Annotated in this window: 17 protein-coding genes; 5 read left to right on the forward strand and 12 right to left on the reverse strand. The window is 71.9% G+C overall.

Features of this window, described 5'->3' with window-relative positions:
* Nucleotides 1-5 precede the first annotated feature (5 nt).
* The 4 genes from OHA58_RS23500 to OHA58_RS23515 all read right to left on the reverse strand — a co-directional run bounded on the left by OHA58_RS23500 (nt 6) and on the right by OHA58_RS23515 (nt 4,329).
* Nucleotides 6-941 (reverse strand): carbohydrate ABC transporter permease, encoded by a 936-nt coding sequence (locus OHA58_RS23500; RefSeq protein WP_100594160.1) that lies wholly within the window; start codon nt 939-941, stop codon nt 6-8.
* Between the two features lie 17 nt (nt 942-958).
* Nucleotides 959-2,296 carry an ABC transporter substrate-binding protein gene (locus tag OHA58_RS23505; protein ID WP_405481160.1) on the reverse strand — a complete coding sequence of 446 codons (1,338 nt, stop codon included), beginning with the start codon at nt 2,294-2,296 and terminating at the stop codon, nt 959-961.
* 70 nt (nt 2,297-2,366) lie between these two features.
* Nucleotides 2,367-3,545 carry an ROK family protein gene (locus OHA58_RS23510; RefSeq protein ID WP_405481162.1) on the reverse strand — a complete coding sequence of 393 codons (1,179 nt, stop codon included), beginning with the start codon at nt 3,543-3,545 and terminating at the stop codon, nt 2,367-2,369.
* Nucleotides 3,546-3,792: 247 nt separating this feature from the next.
* Nucleotides 3,793-4,329 carry an HNH endonuclease gene (locus tag OHA58_RS23515; protein ID WP_100594167.1) on the reverse strand — a complete coding sequence of 179 codons (537 nt, stop codon included), beginning with the start codon at nt 4,327-4,329 and terminating at the stop codon, nt 3,793-3,795.
* Between the two features lie 259 nt (nt 4,330-4,588).
* Here OHA58_RS23515 and OHA58_RS23520 point away from each other — a divergent pair, with 259 nt between their 5' ends.
* Nucleotides 4,589-5,650 (forward strand): mechanosensitive ion channel family protein, encoded by a 1,062-nt coding sequence (locus OHA58_RS23520; RefSeq protein ID WP_405481164.1) that lies wholly within the window; start codon nt 4,589-4,591, stop codon nt 5,648-5,650.
* A 234-nt stretch (nt 5,651-5,884) separates the two neighbouring features.
* On the opposite strand, the gene OHA58_RS23525 is transcribed toward OHA58_RS23520, so the two are convergent.
* Both OHA58_RS23525 and OHA58_RS23530 read right to left on the reverse strand, forming a co-directional pair.
* Nucleotides 5,885-6,238: a hypothetical protein gene (locus OHA58_RS23525; RefSeq protein ID WP_405481166.1), complete on the reverse strand. Its 354-nt coding sequence runs from the start codon at nt 6,236-6,238 to the stop codon at nt 5,885-5,887.
* 19 nt (nt 6,239-6,257) lie between these two features.
* Entirely contained in the window at nt 6,258-6,737 is a 480-nt protein-coding gene (locus tag OHA58_RS23530) for an ATP-binding protein (protein ID WP_405481168.1), read from the reverse strand.
* Nucleotides 6,738-6,956: 219 nt separating this feature from the next.
* Between OHA58_RS23530 and OHA58_RS23535 the strand changes: the two genes are divergently transcribed.
* Nucleotides 6,957-7,835: a helix-turn-helix domain-containing protein gene (locus OHA58_RS23535; protein ID WP_405481170.1), complete on the forward strand. Its 879-nt coding sequence runs from the start codon at nt 6,957-6,959 to the stop codon at nt 7,833-7,835.
* 3 nt (nt 7,836-7,838) lie between these two features.
* Nucleotides 7,839-8,018 carry a DUF397 domain-containing protein gene (locus tag OHA58_RS23540; protein ID WP_405481171.1) on the forward strand — a complete coding sequence of 60 codons (180 nt, stop codon included), beginning with the start codon at nt 7,839-7,841 and terminating at the stop codon, nt 8,016-8,018.
* Between the two features lie 224 nt (nt 8,019-8,242).
* Here the strand turns inward: OHA58_RS23540 and OHA58_RS23545 are convergent, their stop codons facing one another.
* The 6 genes from OHA58_RS23545 to OHA58_RS23570 all read right to left on the reverse strand — a co-directional run bounded on the left by OHA58_RS23545 (nt 8,243) and on the right by OHA58_RS23570 (nt 15,563).
* The gene (locus OHA58_RS23545) at nt 8,243-8,845 is read right to left on the reverse strand and encodes a hypothetical protein (protein WP_405481173.1); all 603 of its coding nucleotides are present in this window, start codon (nt 8,843-8,845) and stop codon (nt 8,243-8,245) included.
* A complete protein-coding gene (locus OHA58_RS23550; RefSeq protein WP_405481175.1) occupies nt 8,842-10,215 on the reverse strand; it encodes a hypothetical protein in 1,374 nt (457 codons plus the stop codon). The genes OHA58_RS23545 and OHA58_RS23550 overlap by 4 nt, the downstream gene beginning before the upstream one ends.
* Nucleotides 10,212-11,006: an ABC transporter ATP-binding protein gene (locus OHA58_RS23555; RefSeq protein WP_405481177.1), complete on the reverse strand. Its 795-nt coding sequence runs from the start codon at nt 11,004-11,006 to the stop codon at nt 10,212-10,214. Before OHA58_RS23555 ends, OHA58_RS23550 begins: the two co-directional genes overlap by 4 nt.
* 5 nt (nt 11,007-11,011) lie before the next feature.
* Nucleotides 11,012-11,875: a zf-HC2 domain-containing protein gene (locus OHA58_RS23560; RefSeq protein WP_405481178.1), complete on the reverse strand. Its 864-nt coding sequence runs from the start codon at nt 11,873-11,875 to the stop codon at nt 11,012-11,014.
* The gene (locus OHA58_RS23565) at nt 11,872-12,495 is read right to left on the reverse strand and encodes an RNA polymerase sigma factor (RefSeq protein ID WP_405481180.1); all 624 of its coding nucleotides are present in this window, start codon (nt 12,493-12,495) and stop codon (nt 11,872-11,874) included. Before OHA58_RS23565 ends, OHA58_RS23560 begins: the two co-directional genes overlap by 4 nt.
* Nucleotides 12,496-12,581: 86 nt before the next feature.
* On the reverse strand, nt 12,582-15,563 hold the full coding sequence (locus tag OHA58_RS23570; RefSeq protein WP_405481182.1) for a beta-N-acetylglucosaminidase domain-containing protein: 2,982 nt from the start codon (nt 15,561-15,563) through the stop codon (nt 12,582-12,584).
* A gap of 319 nt (nt 15,564-15,882) precedes the next feature.
* Between OHA58_RS23570 and OHA58_RS23575 the strand changes: the two genes are divergently transcribed.
* Both OHA58_RS23575 and malQ read left to right on the forward strand, forming a co-directional pair.
* Complete coding sequence (locus tag OHA58_RS23575; protein WP_100594170.1) at nt 15,883-16,128, forward strand: hypothetical protein; 246 nt, start codon at nt 15,883-15,885, stop codon at nt 16,126-16,128.
* Nucleotides 16,129-18,228, forward strand: coding sequence for a 4-alpha-glucanotransferase (gene malQ / locus OHA58_RS23580; RefSeq protein WP_405481183.1), 2,100 nt, complete (start codon nt 16,129-16,131; stop codon nt 18,226-18,228).
* Nucleotides 18,229-18,234: the final 6 nt, after the last annotated feature.

Below are 18,234 nucleotides of genomic sequence, written 5' to 3' on the forward strand. Positions count from 1 at the left end.
CTTGATCAGTCCTCCGCCGCGAGCAGGCCCGAGCGCTTGCGCATGAGCAGCATGGTCACGGCCATGGCGATGGCGAAGAGCACGAGCGAGAGGACGCACGCCGCGCCGGTGTTGAAGTTCTGGAAGCCCATCGAGTAGACGAGCTGCGGGACGGTGAGCGTCGAGTGGTCCGGGTAGCCGGGCTGGATGACGCTGCCGGGGCCGATGGAGACGCCGGAGGCGATCTTTCCGGCGACCAGGGCCTGCGTGTAGTACTGCATCGTCTGTACGACGCCGGTGACGACGGCGAACATGACGATCGGAGTGATCGACGGCCAGGTCACGTACCGGAACTTCGACCAGGCGCCCGCGCCGTCCAGCTCCGCGGCCTCGTACTGCTCCCTGGGTACGTCGAGCAGCGCGGCCATGAAGATCACCATCAGGTCGCCGATGCCCCACAGCGAGAGCATCACCAGGGACGGCTTGGCCCAGGCGGCGTCGTTGAACCAGTTCGGTCCGGTGATGCCGAGGTGCGCGAGGACCTCGTTGACCGGTCCCGTCGACGGGTTGAGCAGGAAGACGAAGGCGACGGTCGCGGCCACCGGCGGGGCCAGGTAGGGCAGGTAGAAGGCCGTACGGAAGAAGCCGGCGCCGGTCTTGATCTTCGTGATGAGCAGCCCGAGGGAGAGCCCGAAGACCACCCGCAGGGCTACCATCACGACGACCAGCCACAGCGTGTTCCACAGGGCGGGACCGAACAGCGGCATCTGCTCGAAGACGTACTTCCAGTTCCGCAGCCCCACGAAGTCGGGCTTCTGGATCTGGTTGTAGTGCATGAACGAGAAGTAGACGGTGGCGATCAGCGGGTACGCGAAGAAGACGCTGAAGCCGATCAGCCAGGGGGAGAGGAAGCCGAGCGTACGCAGTCTGCGCCGCGCGGGATTGGACAGTGTCAGGGCCATGATGGGACTCCCGCTCCTCAGCTCTTCGACTGAAGGGTGTCGGCGTCGATCTGCCGGTCGAGCTCGCGCAGCCCCTTCTTGAGGTCGTGGACCTTGCCCGCCTCGACCGAGTACGAGAAGTCCTGCAGCGAGGTGACGTACATGCCGCCGTTGGTGGAGGGCGGCATGACCTGGCTGTACTTGTTCTGCGCGATGTCCAGGAAGGTGCGGAACGTCGGATCGGCGTCCAGCTTCGGCGACTTGAGGGCGGCGAACGTGGACGGCACGTTGTGGATCGCGTTGGCGAAACTGACGACCTGATCGGTGTCGGCGGTCAGGAACCTCACCAGCTCCCAGGCCGCGTTCTGATGCCTGCTGCTGTGCGCGATGCCCGCGACGGTGCCGGTGAGATAGCCGCGCCCGTACGTCCCGGCCTGGTCGTCGGGGACCGGCAGCGGTGCCACGCCCCAGTCGAAGCCGACCTTGGCCTCGTTCATCATCAGGCCGCGCCACTCGCCGTCGAGGTGCATCGCGAGCTTGCCGTTCATGAACGCGTTCTGCGTGGACATCTCGTCACCGAAGGACGTGCGGAAGCGCTCCAGGGCGTTGTAGCCGCCCTGCGCCTCGACGAGCTTGTGGGCGGTGTCGAAGAACTTGTACGTCGCCGGGTCCTTCGCGAGCCGCGAATCGCCCTTGGCGTCGAAGTAGGTGGGGCCCCACTGGGCGAAGAGCCGGTCGGGGCTGTTCTGGTACAGGCGGAAGTTCGGCATGAAGCCGACGCGCTTGTAGGAGCCGCCCGAGCGCTTCGTGAGCTTCTTGGCGTCGGCCTCGAGCTCGGACATGGTCCGCGGCGGCCGGCTGATGCCCGCCTCCTTGAACGCGTCCTTGTTGTAGTACATCCCGTACGCGTCGGCGAGCAGCGGCAGGGCGCACTGGTTGCCGTCGTAACTCGTGTAGTCCAGCAGGGTCTTGGGGAAGACCTTCGCCTTGTCCAGGCCGCTCTTCCGCATGAACGGGTCGAGGTCCGCCCACATGCCGGAGTCGCAGTACTGACCCACGTTGTTGGTGGTGAACGAGGTCACCACGTCGGGTGCCTCGTCGCCGCCGGCCCGCAGTGCCTGGTTGATGGTGGCGTCCGTGACGTTCCCGGTGGACTGCACCCTGATGTTCGGGTGGAGCTTCTCGAAGCGGGCGATCGAGTCATTGATCGCCTTCACCTCGCCGGGGGCCGACCAGCCGTGCCAGAACTTCAGCGTCACGGGCTTCGCCGGGTCGTCGTCGGCGCTGCCGACGCTCGGGTTGGCGCAGCCGGACAGCAGCAGTCCGGCCGCGGCGAGCGCCACCGGCGCACGCAGGGGTATACGCCATCGCGGCATGGCGAACGTCCTTTACCTGTACGGGAGTTGGGGGAAGTTGCGAGAGGTGGGGGAGGGAGAGGGGGTGGGGTCAGGCGTTGCTGGTGTCGAAGACGATGTCGCGGGCCTGGGTGAGCGCCGAGCGCAGGGCGCCGGTGAGGATCGGGTCGTCGTCGAGATCGCTGATACGCAGCTGGGGTCGCGGCAGGGCGAGCCCGGTGAGTTCGGCTTCGACGCGGACGCGCAGCGCCTCGCCGCCGGCCTGGGCCACCTGTCCCGACAGGACGACGAGTTCTGGGTCGACGACGGCGACGACGGCGGCGAGCCCGGTGGCCAGGCGGCGGGCCACCTCGTCGAGCACGGCGGGGTCGGCGAGGGCCTCGCCGAGGTCCTTGGCGCCCCCGGCGAGCAGCCGCACGGCGGGCGCGGCGACCAGGCTCTGGAAGCCGCCCCCCGCGTCCTCGCCGGCGATCTCCTCCTCGCCGCCGCGCGCCAGCGGGGCGCCGGGCAGCGGCATGTAGCCGATCTCGCCCGCGCCGCCGGTCGCGCCCCGCAGGAGCACGCCGCCGAGCACGATCGCCGCGCCGACACCCTCGTCGACGTAGGCCAGCACGAAGTCGTCGTGGTCCTGCGCCGCGCCCTCGTACTGCTCGGCGATGGCGGCGAGATTGACGTCGTTCTCGATGGAGACCGGGGTGCCGAGGACCTCGGCGAGCTCGGCGAGCAGGGTGCGCGAGTGCCAGCCCGGCAGGTGCGGGGCGTACCGGAGCTGGCCGGTGTGCGGGTCGATGGCGCCGGGGGTGCCGATCACGGTGGCCGTGATGTCGTCGTGGCCGAGCCCGGCCAGCCGCAGGGCGCCGTCGAAGGCCTCGGCGACGAGTTGGGCGGTGCGGTTGCGTACGTCGTCGGCGACGGCGATGGCCTCGATACGGCAGCGGCCGCGCTCGGCGCCGGCGATGTCGGCGACCACGGCGGTGATCCCGGTGGGGTCCGCGGAGACGGCCACGATGTGGGCGGCGCCGGGGTGGATCTCGTACAGGAGGGCGTTCGGCCCGGGACGGCCGGTCTGGCTGCCCGTGGTGCGCACGAGGCCCACCGCTTCCAGCCGACTGAGCAGCTGGGAGGTGGTGGGCTTGGACAGGCCGGTCAGCTCCCCGATCCGGGTGCGGGTCAGCGGGCCGTGCGCGACGAGGAGGTCGAGGGCCGCGCGGTCGTTCATGGCGCGCAGGACGCTCGGGGTGCCGGGGGTTCCCGGGGCCGTACCGGCCATGACCTGTCTCCTCGCAGCACTGTTAGGAAGGTTTCCTATTGGGTGCGAGGAACGTAAGCCGTGGGTGAAGAGGGCGTCAATAGCCGACGGCCCTCGGGCAACCAAGTCGTTACCCACGCCGTCAGGGTCCGCCGCGCACGCGTGGTGGCCGTACGCCGGGAGACGTACGGCCACCTGGTGACGCGAGCCCGCAAACGCGAGAACCGGATACGCGAAGACTCCGGATACGCGAAGACCCGGATCGTTGTCAGGCGGAAATGCCTTCGATCCGGGCCAGGGCCTCGTCCGCGCCGAACGGCTGCAAGTACGGCAGCCAGCGCGGATCCCTATGCCCGGTCCCGATGATGCGCCAGGCGAGCCCGGTCGGAGGGGCCGGCTTGTGCCGCAGGCGCCAGCCGATCTCGACCAGGTGACGGTCGGCCTTGACGTGGTTGCAGCGACGGCAGGAAGCGACCACGTTCTCCCACGCGTGCTGGCCGCCGCGGCTCTTGGGAATGACGTGGTCGACGCTGGTTGCGACGCCACCGCAGTACATGCACCGCCCGCCGTCCCTGGCGAACAGCGCCCGCCGGGTCAGAGGAACGGGCCCCCTGTAAGGGACCCGGACGAACCGCTTGAGGCGGACCACGCTGGGTGCAGGGACAGTACAGGTTGCGCTGTGCATATAGGCGCCGGACTCCTCGAGGCACATGGCCTTGTTCTCGAGGACCAGAACGAGCGCGCGGCGGAGCGGTACGACGCCGAGTGGCTCGTACGACGCGTTGAGGACCAGGACATGCGGCACGGATGCCTCCTTGTACGCCGGCGGCGCGTGGCTCGCGCCGGGACGATCTGTAGTCAGTTTCCCCTCATGGCCTGCACAAGCGCCACCATGTCCCGGTAACGGGCTGGGAGTGTTTTCGACCACACCCCCTACATCCCCAGGTGAGGACCGGCTCTCCCTCGAACAAGACAACGATCCACACACAATGCCCCGTTAGTGTGGTGGGTCTGCCCGTAACTTCGCCTTTCGCGGGCGGCCGCTATGCCTGGAGGTTTCTGCCGTGATCTTGTCCGTCCTGTCGGCGTCCGACCCATCCTCGGACCCGACCACATTCAAGGACGCCCAGGAGCAGGCCACGAACGCCGCCAGCTGGGTCGAGCAGAACTGGTCCACCTGGCTGGGTATAGGCCTGCGCATCCTGCTCATCGTCGTCGTCGCCGTGGTCCTGAGAGTGGCCATCCGGCGTGCCATCACCAAGCTCATAGAGCGCATGAACCGCACGGCGCAGGCCGTCGACGGCACAGCGCTCGGGGGGCTGCTGGTCAATGTGGAGCGCCGCCGACAGCGCTCGCAGGCGATCGGCAGCGTGCTGCGCTCGGTCGCCTCCTTCGTGATTCTTGGCACAGCCGCCCTGATGATCCTGGGCACGTTCCAGATCAATCTGGCCCCGCTGCTCGCCTCGGCGGGCGTCGCGGGTGTGGCGATCGGCTTCGGTGCCCGCAACCTCGTCACGGACTTCCTGTCCGGCGTCTTCATGATCCTCGAGGACCAGTACGGCGTCGGGGACAGCATCGACGCGGGCGTCGCCTCGGGCGAGGTGGTCGAGGTCGGCCTCCGCGTCACGAAGCTGCGGGGCGCCGACGGCGAGATCTGGTACGTCCGCAACGGCGAGGTCAAGCGCATCGGCAACCTCTCGCAGGGCTGGGCCACCGCGAGCGTCGACGTCACCGTCCGCTCGGACGAGGACCTGGTCAAGGTCAAGGAGACCCTGACCGAGGTCGGCGTCGCCATGAGCAAGGACGAGCCCTGGAACGAGATGCTGTGGGGCCCGGTCGAGGTCCTCGGCCTGGACAGCGTGCTCCTCGACTCCATGGTCGTGGGCGTCTCGGCGAAGACCATGCCCGGCAAGTCCCTCACCGTGCAGCGCGAGCTGCGCTGGCGCATCAAGCTGGCCTTCGACCAGGCCGGGATCCGCATCGTGGGCCGACTGCCCCTGCAGGCCGCCGACGAGGCCACCGCCGACCCGACGGCCGGGGTCTCGGCACCGTCCGCGTACGCGTCGAGCACGTCCCCGCAGTCGCTCGCGGCGTCCCCGATCCAGCCGCCGAATCTGTCGAAGTAGGCGCGTCACGCGGACAGGCAAGGGGGCGGGGCTGCTCGGTCCCGGATCAGCCGAACCAGGTGACCTGGACCAGCACGATCCGCTCCCCTCGTACATCTGTCAGGTATTCGAGCGCATCCCGGGGTCCGGCCCCGTGTAGAGGGGTCCTTCCAGAGGGCGAGGCGTTCGGCATCGGCTCGCGCCTCACCAGGGAAGCCGTCGAGCACGTCGTCGCGGAAGCACTCCCGGCGCCAGTCAGCCACCGGCTACCTCGCGATGGGCGGCACGCACGATGTCGCCCGCCTCGCGGATGGCCCGGTCGCGCATCTCCGGGTCCGGGCTGTTCACCGCCTGCTCGGCGGCGTGCAGACGACGAGCCGTCTCTGGGTAGCGTTCGATCTCGACGACGACGCCCCACTGCCGGTGGAACATCCGGATCGGGACCACGCTGTCCTCGTCCCCGGCCCGTACGAAGGCCCGCTGAAGGTCCTCGAAGAACTCCGGAAGGCGGGACGGCGCGACGGTCGCCACGGCCTGACGCAGCGCCGGAAGGGTGAGTTCGGGCCGCGGAATCAGCGGAGCGTCCCCGTCCGTGTACGGCACAGTCATCGGTCGCCCCTTCTGCTCGTCAAGCGCCACTCCTGTCACTCCTCTCGGTCGCGAGCGGATACGTCCCGCCACTGAGCCCCCACTCCGCGTACACGGTCTTGCCGGGGCCGTTTCGCGGCTCGCACCCCCACCGGTCGGCCAGCGCCCCGACAAGGAGCAGTCCCCGTCCGAACTGATCCGTCCCGTCCGCGGGGCGCGATCTAGGCAGGCGTTCGCCCCTGGGGTCGCTGACCTCGACACAGAGCGTGGCGGCAGTCAGGGAGACCCGCACGCGGATGAGGCGGTCGCGGAGGCTGCGGTGCAGGAGGGCGTTCGTCATCAGCTCGGACAGTACGAGTGCCGTGTCTCCCGCGCGGGCGGGGTGACCCCACTCGGCCACGAGCCTTGCGGTTCGGCGGCGGGCGAGGGGGACGCTGCGCGAGGTCGGGGTGTAGTCGAGCACGTCTTCGCGTAAAGGAGGCCGGGGTACGGCTTGAGGTTCGGGCTCGGGTTCGGCCATGGAGCTCGCGTCTCCTTGTGTGGTCGGCGAGTTGGCGGTGGCTGTGCCGCTCCTGCGGGTGGCAGAGCGGTGCACTTCCGCCAACTGGCTGCGCTGGGTGGGTGGTTGAGTACTGACCGTAGCGAGCTGATTGAGACGGATGCAACAGGCTCGGAGACAATTGTCTCCAAAGAGTGAAGGTCTTCGACGAGTTGGCGCCGGAGGGGCGACACTGGGGCCGTGAATCGATCGGCTCAACTCGGCAATCGAGTGTCAACGGCCCTTGGGCGAAGGCTGGGCAGTGAGCTACTGCGCCTGCGCGACCTCTCCGGTAAGACTCAGCAGCAGGCCGCCGAGGCCATCAATGCGACCAACTCGAAGGTCGTGAAGATGGAACGCGGCTGGGTCCCGATGCGCGACCCGGACATCCGAGTTCTGTGCGAGTTCTACGGCGTGACCGACCGTAAGTCCGTCGTCCGCCTCCTGGAGTTGGCGAAGCTGGACCGCGAGCGGCGTAAGGCGAAGGGGTGGTGGCAACACGCGCCAAACGCGGGCGCGCTCGCGGAGTACATCGCCATGGAGGATGCCGCAAGTCGGGTCCGCACTCTGCAACTCGCCCTGGTTCCTGGCCTGTTCCAGACGGCCGAGTACGCCCGCTCCCTTGCTGTCAGCGATGGCATGTGGGAGGACCCTGACGAGATCGAGCGCATCGTCGAGGTTCGCATGCGTCGCCAGGAGCGTCTGGACGGCGATCGGCCGCTCCAGGTATATGCCGTTGTCTGGGAGGCGGCGCTGCGGCAACTCGTCGGCGGTTCGCCAGTCATGCGCGCTCAGCTGGAACATCTGCTGGATGTGGCGAAACTCCCGAACGTCCGCCTCCAAGTCCTCCCGTTCCATGCGGGTGGACATCCGTGCGTCGGCGGCACGTTCAACATCATCTCGTTCGCCGAGAGTGAGGCGGTGGACGTTGTCCACGTGGACACCTTCGCCTCTACCGTGTGGGTGGAGAATGAGTCCGACAGCGCCGAGTACAGCCAGCGTTTCGACCGAACGGCACGCCTGAGCCTCGCCCAGCACGACGCCGTCAAGCTCATCGACAGCATCCGTCAGGAGATGTGACCCATGCCCGAGTTCACCTTCAGGAAGTCCAGCTACAGCACTTCCGCCGGCGAATGCGTAGAAGTCGCCCGCAACATCCCCGGAACCGTCGCTGTCCGCGACTCCAAGGACCCAGACCCCAACAGCCCGATACTCCGCCTGACCCCCACCGCTTGGGCCGACTTCACGGCCTTCCTGCGCTGACGTCGTCCCCGGTTTGAGCCGGCTCGTGCCCTTGCAGCGCGGACGAGGTACTGGCCCGGATCGAGGGCATTTCCGCCTGACAACGATCCGGGCCTTTTGGTCACTCGTGGGCGCGGTCAGTTCGCGCATCCGGGCCATGTGGGCGGCGCGCTGGGCCCCAGGAGGGCGGCCGGGTCGACCGGTTCACCGGCCCCGGGCTACCCGCGCGAACCGCACGCCGCGCGCTACGAGCGTTCCCGCTCCCTGCGCGTGCCCACAGCCGCGTACAGCGCCCCGCCCACGACGAACACGGCCATCGCCACCGCCCACGCCCCCCGTTGCGGCCCCGGCTGCATCGACCAGGTCCATGCCGTGGCGGTCCTCAGGTGCGGTGCCGAGTACGACAGGTAGACCGACCCGAAGTAGAGCAGCGTCGGCAGCCAGCTCAGCCGGGCTCCCAGCAGTACCGCCGCGGCCGCCGTGATGCCGGTGGCCCCGAGGACGTTGCGGACCATCGCCACCGCGCCGAACTCCTGGGTGTGGCCCGGCACGACCACGGCGAGCAGCAGCGCGGCGAGCGCGGTCAGGGCGAGCAGGTGGGCCAGGCGCAGCCGCCACCAGGGGCGGGCGGCGGTGCGGTCCAGTTCCTGCGCGTACTGGTGCAGGCTCACGCCGATCGCTGACGTGGCGAGCAGGGGGGCCAGGGCGAGGAGCGGGATGCGCCGCTGCGGGTCCACATAGGTCTCGGGGCGGGTCGCCGCCCAGAGGGTGAAGAGCGTCGCCGCGGCGAACGCGGCGAGGGTGGTGGGGAGGGCGCGGGAGCGAGTGTAGAGGGCGAATGGGGTCACAGCGCCGGTACCTCGCTCTCCGTACGGGCACAGCGGTCGGTGGGCGCGAAGTAGCGGGTCAGCCAGGCGCGGCGGTCGGCCGTGCTCATGGTCCGCAGGTGGTCGTAGGCCTTCTGCTCGGCCGCGAGGTGCCGCAGTTCCGCCTGGTTGTCCGCGGTGCGGGCGGACTCGAGGTCGTGCGCGCGCATCGAGTCCTGGAGGTCCGTCGGCGCGAGATACCGCACCACGGCGCGGTCCACCATCCCGATCCGGGCCGGGCTCTCCGGGTTCGCGCAGTCGGCCTCCACCATCTGCACCATCGCCTCCCATGCGTACTGGTCGTGGTCGGCGATCTTCCCGCGCACCACGGTCCAGCCGTACGGCGTGAGCATCGGCAGCTCCGCCTCGTCGGCGTGCGTCCGGCGGGGCAGGTCCTCGAAGCGCGTCGGGAGATTTCCTACGCCCTTCAGGCGGCCGGTGAGGCCCGACAGCGCCTTCGTTACCTCGGGCAGCAGCGCGGCGCGGGTGGCGTTGACGCAGACCTGCGGCGTGGTCGTCGTGGTGCAGACCTGATGCCTGGCGCGCGGGTCGCGGTGGGCCATGGTGTCGCCCGTCCCCGCCAGCACGAGCGCTGTCGGCACGGCGACAGCGAGCGCGATCAGAGCCGTCCAGCGGCGGCGCGCCGCGTGGGCCAGTACCGCCGCCGCGGCGAGCGCGAGGAACCATCCGGCCGTGAGCAGCGGGTGCCACCAGGCGAGCAGCTCGAATTCGGGGGCGTATCCCGGTATGGGGCCCAGGAGGCCGGCCACTCCCGACGCACTCATGGACAGGCCGAACGTCCCGTACGCGGCCACCGCCAGCACCGGTGCCGTCAGCCGCCACGGCACGCGTGCGCCCACCACATGGCCGGTCAGGGCGCAGGCCACCAGTACGGCGCCGGCGGAGAGGAACGCGGTCGGCGCGAGGCCGCCCGGTGAGGCGTAGGGCGCGCTCGCCAGCAGGGCCGCCCCGACGGTCACGGCGTACACGGCCAGTGCCCACAGCGCGAGGGGCAGGGCTGCCGTCACGAACTGGGCCAGCGGGCTTCGGGCCGTCGAGGCGCGCAGCTCGTCGGTGCGCCGCCGCCGCTCCCGTGCGCCCTGCCAGCAGCCCGCCGCGAGCGCGAGCGGGCTGCCCAGCATGACGCCGGTCATGCGGAGTGCGATCGTGGTCTCACTCCAACTACCTTGCCAGCCAGCCGACTTGGCGATGAGCGCCCAGGCGAGTGTCAGGAACAGTGCGAGGCCGGCCCACGGGGCGAGGCCGCGCAGCAGCTCCGCGCGGAAGGGGTGTGGTGCGCGGCGGGGCCGGGGCGGCGCGTCGGTGGCCGGGCGGTCGAGAAGTGCGGTCATGCCTGGCCCCCGCCCGTCAGGTGGGTGCGGTGGGCGCGCAGGGCTGCGGTGTAGCCGCGCTCGGTGGCGTTGCCGTCGCTCTCCTCGCCGTCGCGGCCCAGCGCGGCCAGTGACTGCGGGGTGCCGCGATAGGCGACCCGGCCGCGTTCGATCAGCGTCACGTCCGTACAGGCCGCGGCGACGTCCTCCACCAGGTGTGTCGAGACGATGACGGTCGCTTCCTCGCCCAACTCCTTCAGCAGGGAACGGAATTCGACGCGCTGTTCGGGGTCGAGGCCCGCCGTCGGCTCGTCGAGCAGGAGCAGCCGCGGCGCGTTGACGACGGCCTGCGCGATGCCCACGCGCCGCACCATGCCGCCCGACAGAGTCTTGATCTTCGCGTCGATCCGGTCCGCAAGGCCGACCCGGGCCACGGCCCGCTCGACCGCCGCCGGGGTCGTGTCCGCGGGCAGCTCCTTCAGCCACGCCACGTACGCCACGAACTCGCGCACCGTGAAGCCGGGGTAGTAGCCGAAGTCCTGGGGAAGATAGCCGAGCCGGCGGCGGGCGTCACGCAGGGTGCGCGGTGTCGTCAGGTCGCCGCCGAACAGCTCCACCCGGCCGCCCGTGGGCCGGGCCACCGTCGCCAGGACCCGGATCAGGGAGGTCTTGCCCGCGCCGTTGGGCCCGAGCAGTCCGTGCACGCCGGTCCCGAAGTCCAGGTCCACGTCGTCCAGAGCGGTGGTGCGGCGGTGGCGAACGGTCAGGCCCGACACCTGTACGGCGCCGGTACCGGTAGTCGGTTGGGCCATCGTGGTCACATCGTCTCCCAGCGGTCGTACACGTTTCTGCGTACGGCGACGACGGCGGCGCACAGCACGAGTGCCGCCGCCCAACTCGTCTGTGCCGTGCGTCCGTCGAGGTAGAGCGAGAGCTGTTCGCCGAGGCGTGCGGCGAGGGATTGCGCCGACGCGGACTCGCCCAGGCAGGGCAGCGCCACCGCGAGCAGCCAGCCGCCGCCGACCAGGGCCGCGGCGGCGCGGCAGCCGACGTAGCCGCCGAGCGCGAGCACGGCGAGGGTGAGTGCGAGGCCCGGCAGCAGCCAGGTCGCGGGACCGGGCGCCGTCACCGAGGTGCCCGGCAGCAGCAGGCCCGCGACGGCGAGCACCGGCAGGCTTACCGCCAGCACGGCCACCGTGCGCACCAGCAGCAGCCGCAGCCCGCCACGCGGTGTCGAGGCGGCGATCTCGTGCAGCGGGTCGGTGTGCCGCCCGTACGACACGGCGACCCCGGCCACCGGGATCACCGGCGCGAGCGCGAGCAGCAGCGACCGCGCCCCGGCGAAGTCCGCCCCGCGCGCGAGCCCCACCGCCCCCGCCGCGACGACGACCAGCGCGAGCGCCCAGGCCCCGCGCAGCGCAGGCCCCACCGCCCACCACAGCCGGGTCGGCAGCCGGGCCTGCGCGGGCGCCACGGCTTTCCCCTGTACCCGCGCGAGCAGCGACGCCCGTACGTCACCGAGCAGCACGCCCGCCGGCCCGGCCCCCACCGCCCGCGACACACGGCCCGCGCAGGATGCGCAGCCCTCCACGTGCTGTTCCACGGACCAGCAGTCCGGCTCCGCGAGAGTGCCGTCCACGTAGCGTTCGGCGGTGGACGCGTTCACATGCCAGTCGCTCATACGGCGCCTCCCATCGGTTCCAGTGCATCGGCCGCCCCCAACGCGGCCAGTGCCGCGCGCAGTTCGCGGCGGGCCCGCATCGCGCGGGTCTTGACGGTGCCCTCGGGTATGCCGAGCAGCCGAGCGGTCTCGCGGGTGGTCAGGCCGTCGACGACCGTGGCCTGCAGCACCTGGCGCAACTCCGGAGAGAGACGGTCCAGGGCGGTGCCCATGTCTCCGTACTCCAGACCGGCCAGGACGTGTTCCTCGGCCGACGGGGCAGCCTGGGCGGAGGGCTGTTCCCACGTTGCGGCGGTCGGGTCCTGGCCCCTGGAACCGCTCTCCTCCAGCCGCGTACGGCGCTCCTGGATCCGCAGCGAGTCGACCAGGCGTCGTGCCGCGATGACCCACAGCCAGCCGCCGGCCTCCTCGCCCCGGTGCGACGCGGCCGACCGCCACACCGTCACAAAGGTGTCCTGCAGTACCTCGCGTACGACTTCCGGGTCCGCGCACCGCCGGGTCAGCCGGGCGTAGAGCCACCCGGCGTGCCGGTCGTAGAGCGCGGCCATCGCGGCGGAGTCCCCGGCGGCGACGGCCCGCAGCAGCGCCGCGTCCCCCTGATCGTCTCGGTGGCCCCCCATGGGGCGGAACAGTCTCACACCCCGTCTATCGCTCCGGTCGCGGTCGCCGGTTCACGCGAGGACGCGTGAGCGGGGAAGAAAACCGATCAGTCCGCGACCGCGTACGCCTCCACCGACCACAGCGAATAGCCGTACTGCGTGGCCCGCTTGTCTCCCTGGACCCGTACGAAGCGGGTGTCGCGGGCGTCCATGCGGACCGACTCGCGGCCCCCGTGGCCGTCCTTCACGGTCGCGGCCGTGCGCCACGACTTCCCGTCGGCGGACGTCTGGATCCGGTAGCCCTTCGCGTACGCGTCCTGCCAGTGCAGCACCACCTGGCCGAGCCGCACCGGCTTCGCCAGTTCGACCTGCCACCACGCGCCGTCCTCGGCGCGTGACGACCAGCGGGTCTCCGGGTCCTCGTCGTTGGCGGCGGACGCCGGGAAGTCCGCGGTCTCGTCGGCCGAGGACGACGGCTTCCCGGACCGGGCCAGGTCCGGGCCCGCCGTGGGGGGATACGCCCGTACCGACACCGTGCGCGTCGTGCCTGCGAAGCTGACCGGGACGTCGTACGTGCCCGCCGGGGTGCCGTCCGGGACGGTGATGTCGACCGGGGCGCTCACCTGCGTGCCGCGCGGGAGCGTCGCCTGGGCGGGCAGCTCCACCTTGATGCCGTGCGGGCCTTCCGCGCGAAGGCGCCCCTCCACGGAGCCCGGCCGCTGCGATGTCAGGCGTGCCGTGACCCGCCGTGCGCCGCCGCCGATCTCCGCGTCCAGCTCCGTGCGGGCCAGCTCGAACGAGGCGTCGGGGGAGTCCGCGTACCAGGGGACGACGTGGCGCACGGCGCCCTTCTTGGCGCCGGTCACGCGGATCGCGTCCGCCCGTACGTCCTTCGGCCCCAGGTTCGGCTCGGTGAAGCCGCTGTCCGCGAGCGTGCCCACGGACTTCCAGCCCTGGCCCGGCATGTGGATCTGCAACGTGCCATGGGTGCCGGGGTCGGCCAGGACCGTCACCGCCGTGAGCCGCCGCGCCCGCGGCAGCTTCGCCTCTCCGTCGCGCGTCGCGTCGGCGCGACCGGTCCCCGCCCACGCCGCGTACGCCTTCTGCGCCCGGTCGAGGAACGGGTCAAGGACGCCCTTGCCGACGGTGACCTGACGGGACTCCAGACCGGCGCGCTGACGCTCCAGGAGCCGCGCCGCCCGCCACGCCGCCGCCCCGTCACCGCGGGCCTGCGCGTTCAGCATGTCGACGGCCGTCTCCCCGGCCTCCCCGTAGCGCGCCAACTGGTCGCTCCAGGGCCGCACTTCGGCGTCCACCGGCGTCGACCTGAGTCGCTCCGGCGTCCGCCGCATCACGGTGAACGCGTCCCGCAGCTTCTTCGCCCCGGCCTCGTACCGCGCGCGGTCGGTGACCAGCGTCGTACGGGAGTCCCAGAAGCCGGAGACGACCGGCTTCAGATACGCGGACTCGTCCTCGCCGAGCACGGACGACGCGTCGTTGCCCGCCAGCGCGCCGAGCGCCTCACGGGTGGGCGCGTCACCGCCCGCCAGGTCGTCGATCGCGGCCTTCCAGGACTCCTGCGGGCGGTAGTCGCGCGGGTTCCACGCGTAGTCCGCCGTCGTGAACAGCGGGATGCGGGAGGCCGCGGGCTGTTCCATCGCGTTGGCGAGCAGCGCCGCCGAACCCGTCGCCACGGCCGGCTCACGGCCCGTGTAGGGCCCGAGGAAGATGCGGTCCTGCGCGTAGTCGTTGACCGGGTAGTTGTCCATCGTGACGAGGTCATGTGCGGACCCGAACGCGGCCCGCGCGCCCGCCAGTTCGCGCCCGGTGATCGTGCGCGGGACCACGCCGACGCCCGTCCACGCCACCTCGACGGAGTCGTCGAGCCGGCCCGCGAGCGCCCCGCGGTACTCCGTCGACCCGTCCTGGTAGAACTCGGTCGGCATCAGCGACAGCGGCCCCGCGCCCGGGTGCCGCGCGGCGAGGTGCCGCGCCACCGCGTTCGCCACGCGCGCCTGCGCCCGCGCCGCCGCCTTCGGCCCCGAGCCGAACGTCCTCGCGTCCGCCTCGCAGTGCCACTCGCTGTACGACACGTCCTGGAACTGCAGCTGGAACGCCCGCACACCGAGTGCCCACATGGCGTCCAGCTTGCGGTTCAGGGCCCTGACGTCGTCGTCCGACGACATGCACATCGCCTGCCCGGGCGCCACGGCCCAGCTCAGCGTCACGTGGTTGGCGCGCGCCCGCTCGGCAAGCGCCCGGAAGTCCGCGCGCTGGGCGGCCGGATACGTCTCGCGCCAGCGCGCCTGCCGGTACAGGTCGTCGCCCGGCGCGTACAGATAGCGGTTCTGCTTGGTGCGCCCCATGAAGTCCAGCTGGTCGAGCCGCTGTTCACGGGTCCACGGGGTCCCGTAGAACCCCTCCGTCATGCCGCGCACGGCCGTACCCGGCCAGTCGCGCACGACGACCCCGGCGACCTTGCGCCCGCTCACCAGCTGCCGGAACGTCTGCACGGCGTGGAACAGGCCGTCGTCGCCGACGCCTTCCACGGCGACGGTGTCCCGGCCGTCGGTCCGCCCGACGGCGAGCCGGTACCCGCCGGACGGCAGGTCCTTGCGGGCGGACGCCCCGAGAGCGCCGAGCGCCGTCTCCAGGCCCTGTCCCCGGCCCGGGCGCGCGTCGGCCGCTCCCCAGCCGTCACCGGCCGCGGTCCCGGCGGCCACGGAGCCGATCCGCACCACGAGCGCGGGAGCCGCGGGCAGGGAGCTCTCGTCGTCGACCTCGGTGATGTGCCGGGCTCCCGCCCCGCGCAGCACGGTGCGCAGCGCGTCCACCGCGTACCGGTCGGCGCCCCGGCCGGTGACGAGGACGACCTCGTCGGTCACGGTCACGGACTCCGCGCCGGAGGCGGTACGCAGGGACTGCGGCCGGGGCCACACCGCGGGCGTCCCCGTCTCGCTGTCCCGGTCACCCGTGGAGAGCGGGTGCCCGGGAGGGGCCGCCACCGCTCCGGAGGCTCCCCCGAGCGCACTGGCGATGACGGCGGCAGCGATCGCCGCCGCCCCCTTCCTGTGGCGCCGGAGCTGCACGGCTCACTCCTCGTTGGTCTCGGCTCGGTGGTGGGACCGGTCATAGGTGTCCCAGGATGGCAACCGAGCCCACCACTGACCGGGTCGGAGTGTCAACGGGAGTGGCCGTTGTGCCGCAATTGCCCGGCCGGGAGTGGCGGAAGGGGGTGATTCGCGCCGCTCACCGGCCGAGTCCCGCCCATGGAACAGAATGTGACCAGTAACACGTTGTCGGGCCGTTCATGTCTGCGGCCGCGCTCGCTGGGTAGAGCTGCCGAGACCGTCACCCACGAAAAGATCGACGACAAGACCCGCGAAGAACCGCGAAAAGGAGGCCTTCATGGCCGCATCAGCGCACCTTCTGCTCTCGGCCCTGTCCAAACAGGCGGACGTCATCCTGCCCGCCCCCGCCCTGCCGCTGCCGGACGAGTTCGCGTTCGGCGCCGAACTGCCCCTCACCAGCGAACCGCCCCTCGCCGACACGGAGCCGCTGACCAGCGAGCCCGCCCTCATCGACGTAGCGCCCCTCACGAGCGAGCCGACCCCCTCGGGTCCGGTCGCGGGCCTGGACGCCTCGGGGGTCTAGGTGACACTGGCCCGGCTCGCCGCGCTGCACGGGGTCGCCCCGTCCTACTCGCCGTCCCCCGGCCGCACGGTCGAGGCCCCGGACGCCGCGCTCGTCGCCGTCCTTGCCGCCCTCGGTGTCGACGCGCGCACCCCGGAGTCCGTACGGGACGCGCTGGCCGCGCGCGAGGCGGAGGCCGCGGCGCGGCTGCTGCCCCCGACGGTCGTCCTGTGGGCCGGTGAACCCGTCCCGGCCTGGGCGCGGGAATTACCCGAAGGCGTGACGCTCCAGCTGGCCACCGAGCAGGGTGAACGCGTCGACGGCTGGCGACCGTCCGGGTCCGTTCCCCTCGGCGTCCACCGGCTGCGGGCCACCGCCCCCGACGGCGCCGCGGCCGAGGCCCACCTGATCGTCGCCCCGCCGCGCGTGCGCACCCCGGGCGAGCGCACGTACGGGCTGCTCGTGCAGCTGTACTCCCTCCTGTCGGCGAAGTCCTGGGGCATGGGCGACCTCGGTGACCTGGCCGACCTCGCAGCCTGGGCGGGCCGCACCGCCGGCGCCGGGTTCGTGCAGGTCAACCCGCTGCACGCGGCCGTACCCCGCGGGGAAGGACCCTCGGACCCCTCCCCGTACCGCCCGTCGTCGCGCCGCTTCCCCGACCCGGTACACCTGCGCGTCGAGGACATCCCCGAGTACGCCTATCTGCCCGACGCCGACCGCGACCGCGTGCGCGAGCTGCTCGCGGAGGCCGCCCGGCTGCGCGACGGCGTCCTGCACAAGGGCGCCCTGATCGACCGCGACGCCGTGTGGGACCTCAAGCGCCGCGCCCTCGAACACGTCCTGCGCGTCCCGCTCGGTCCCGGCCGCCGCGCCGCCTACTGGGACTTCCTCGCCGAGCAGGGCGCGGACCTGGACCACCACGCCACCTGGTGCGCGCTCGCCGAGCGGCACGGCCCCGACTGGCACACCTGGCCCGAGCCCCTGCGCGACCCCGGATCGCGCGAAACCGCCGAAGCCCGCGCCGAGTTGATGGACCGCGTCGACTTCCACAGCCACCTCGCCTGGCTCACCGACGCCCAACTGGCCACCGCCCAGCGCTCCGCGCGCGACGCGGGCATGCCCGTCGGACTCGTCCACGACCTGGCCGTGGGCGTACACCCGGAAGGTGCCGACGCCTGGGCCCAGCAGCACGTCTTCGCCGCGGGCATGTCCGTCGGCGCGCCCCCGGACGCCTTCAACTCCCGCGGCCAGGACTGGGGTCTGCCGCCCTGGCGCCCCGACCGGCTCGCCGCCGCCGGCTACGCCCCGTACCGCGCGATCCTGCGCGGCCTGCTCGCCCACGCGGGGGCGGTCCGCATCGACCACGTCATGGGCCTGTTCCGGCTGTGGTGGGTGCCGGCCGGGCAGCCGCCGACCGAGGGTGCGTACGTCCGCTACGACGCGGAGGCGATGCTCGCCGTACTCGCCCTGGAGGCCGACCGCGCCGACGCCCTGGTGATAGGCGAGGACCTCGGCACGGTCGAGCCCGGCGTCCGGGAGGCCCTGGACGCGCGCGGGGTGCTCGGCACGTCCGTGCTGTGGTTCGAGCGGGACTGGGACGGCACGGGCCGCCCGGTGCCGCCGGAGCGGTGGCGGACGGACTGCGTGGCCACCGCCACCACCCACGACCTGCCGTCCACCGCGGCCCGGCTGACCGGCGACCATGTGCGGCTGCGCGACAGCCTCGGCCTCCTCGGGCGGCCGCTCGCGCGGGAGCAGGCCGAGGCCACGGCGGAAGTCGCCGAGTGGACCGCCCTGTTCGCGCGGCTCGGACTGCTGCCCGGCGGCGGGGGACAGTGCCCGGGCGAGGAGGAGGAGATCCGCGCCGTCCACCGTTTCCTGCTGCTCACCCCGGCCCGCATGGTCGGCGTCTGGCTGCCCGACGCGGTCGGCGACCGGCGCCCGCAGAACCTGCCGGGGACCTGGGACGAGTACCCGAACTGGCGGCTCCCGATCGCCGACCCCACCGGCCGTCCGGTCACCTTCGAGGAGCTCACGGCCTCGCCGAGGGCGCACGCGCTGATCGAGGTCCTGCGGTCCGGACTGCCCCGTACGGCACCCCCGGGCGCGCGGCCCGTTTAGGTGTTC

Origin of the sequence: Streptomyces sp. NBC_00009 (assembly GCF_045040855.1) — a bacterium.
GTDB lineage: Bacteria > Actinomycetota > Actinomycetes > Streptomycetales > Streptomycetaceae > Streptomyces > Streptomyces aureus.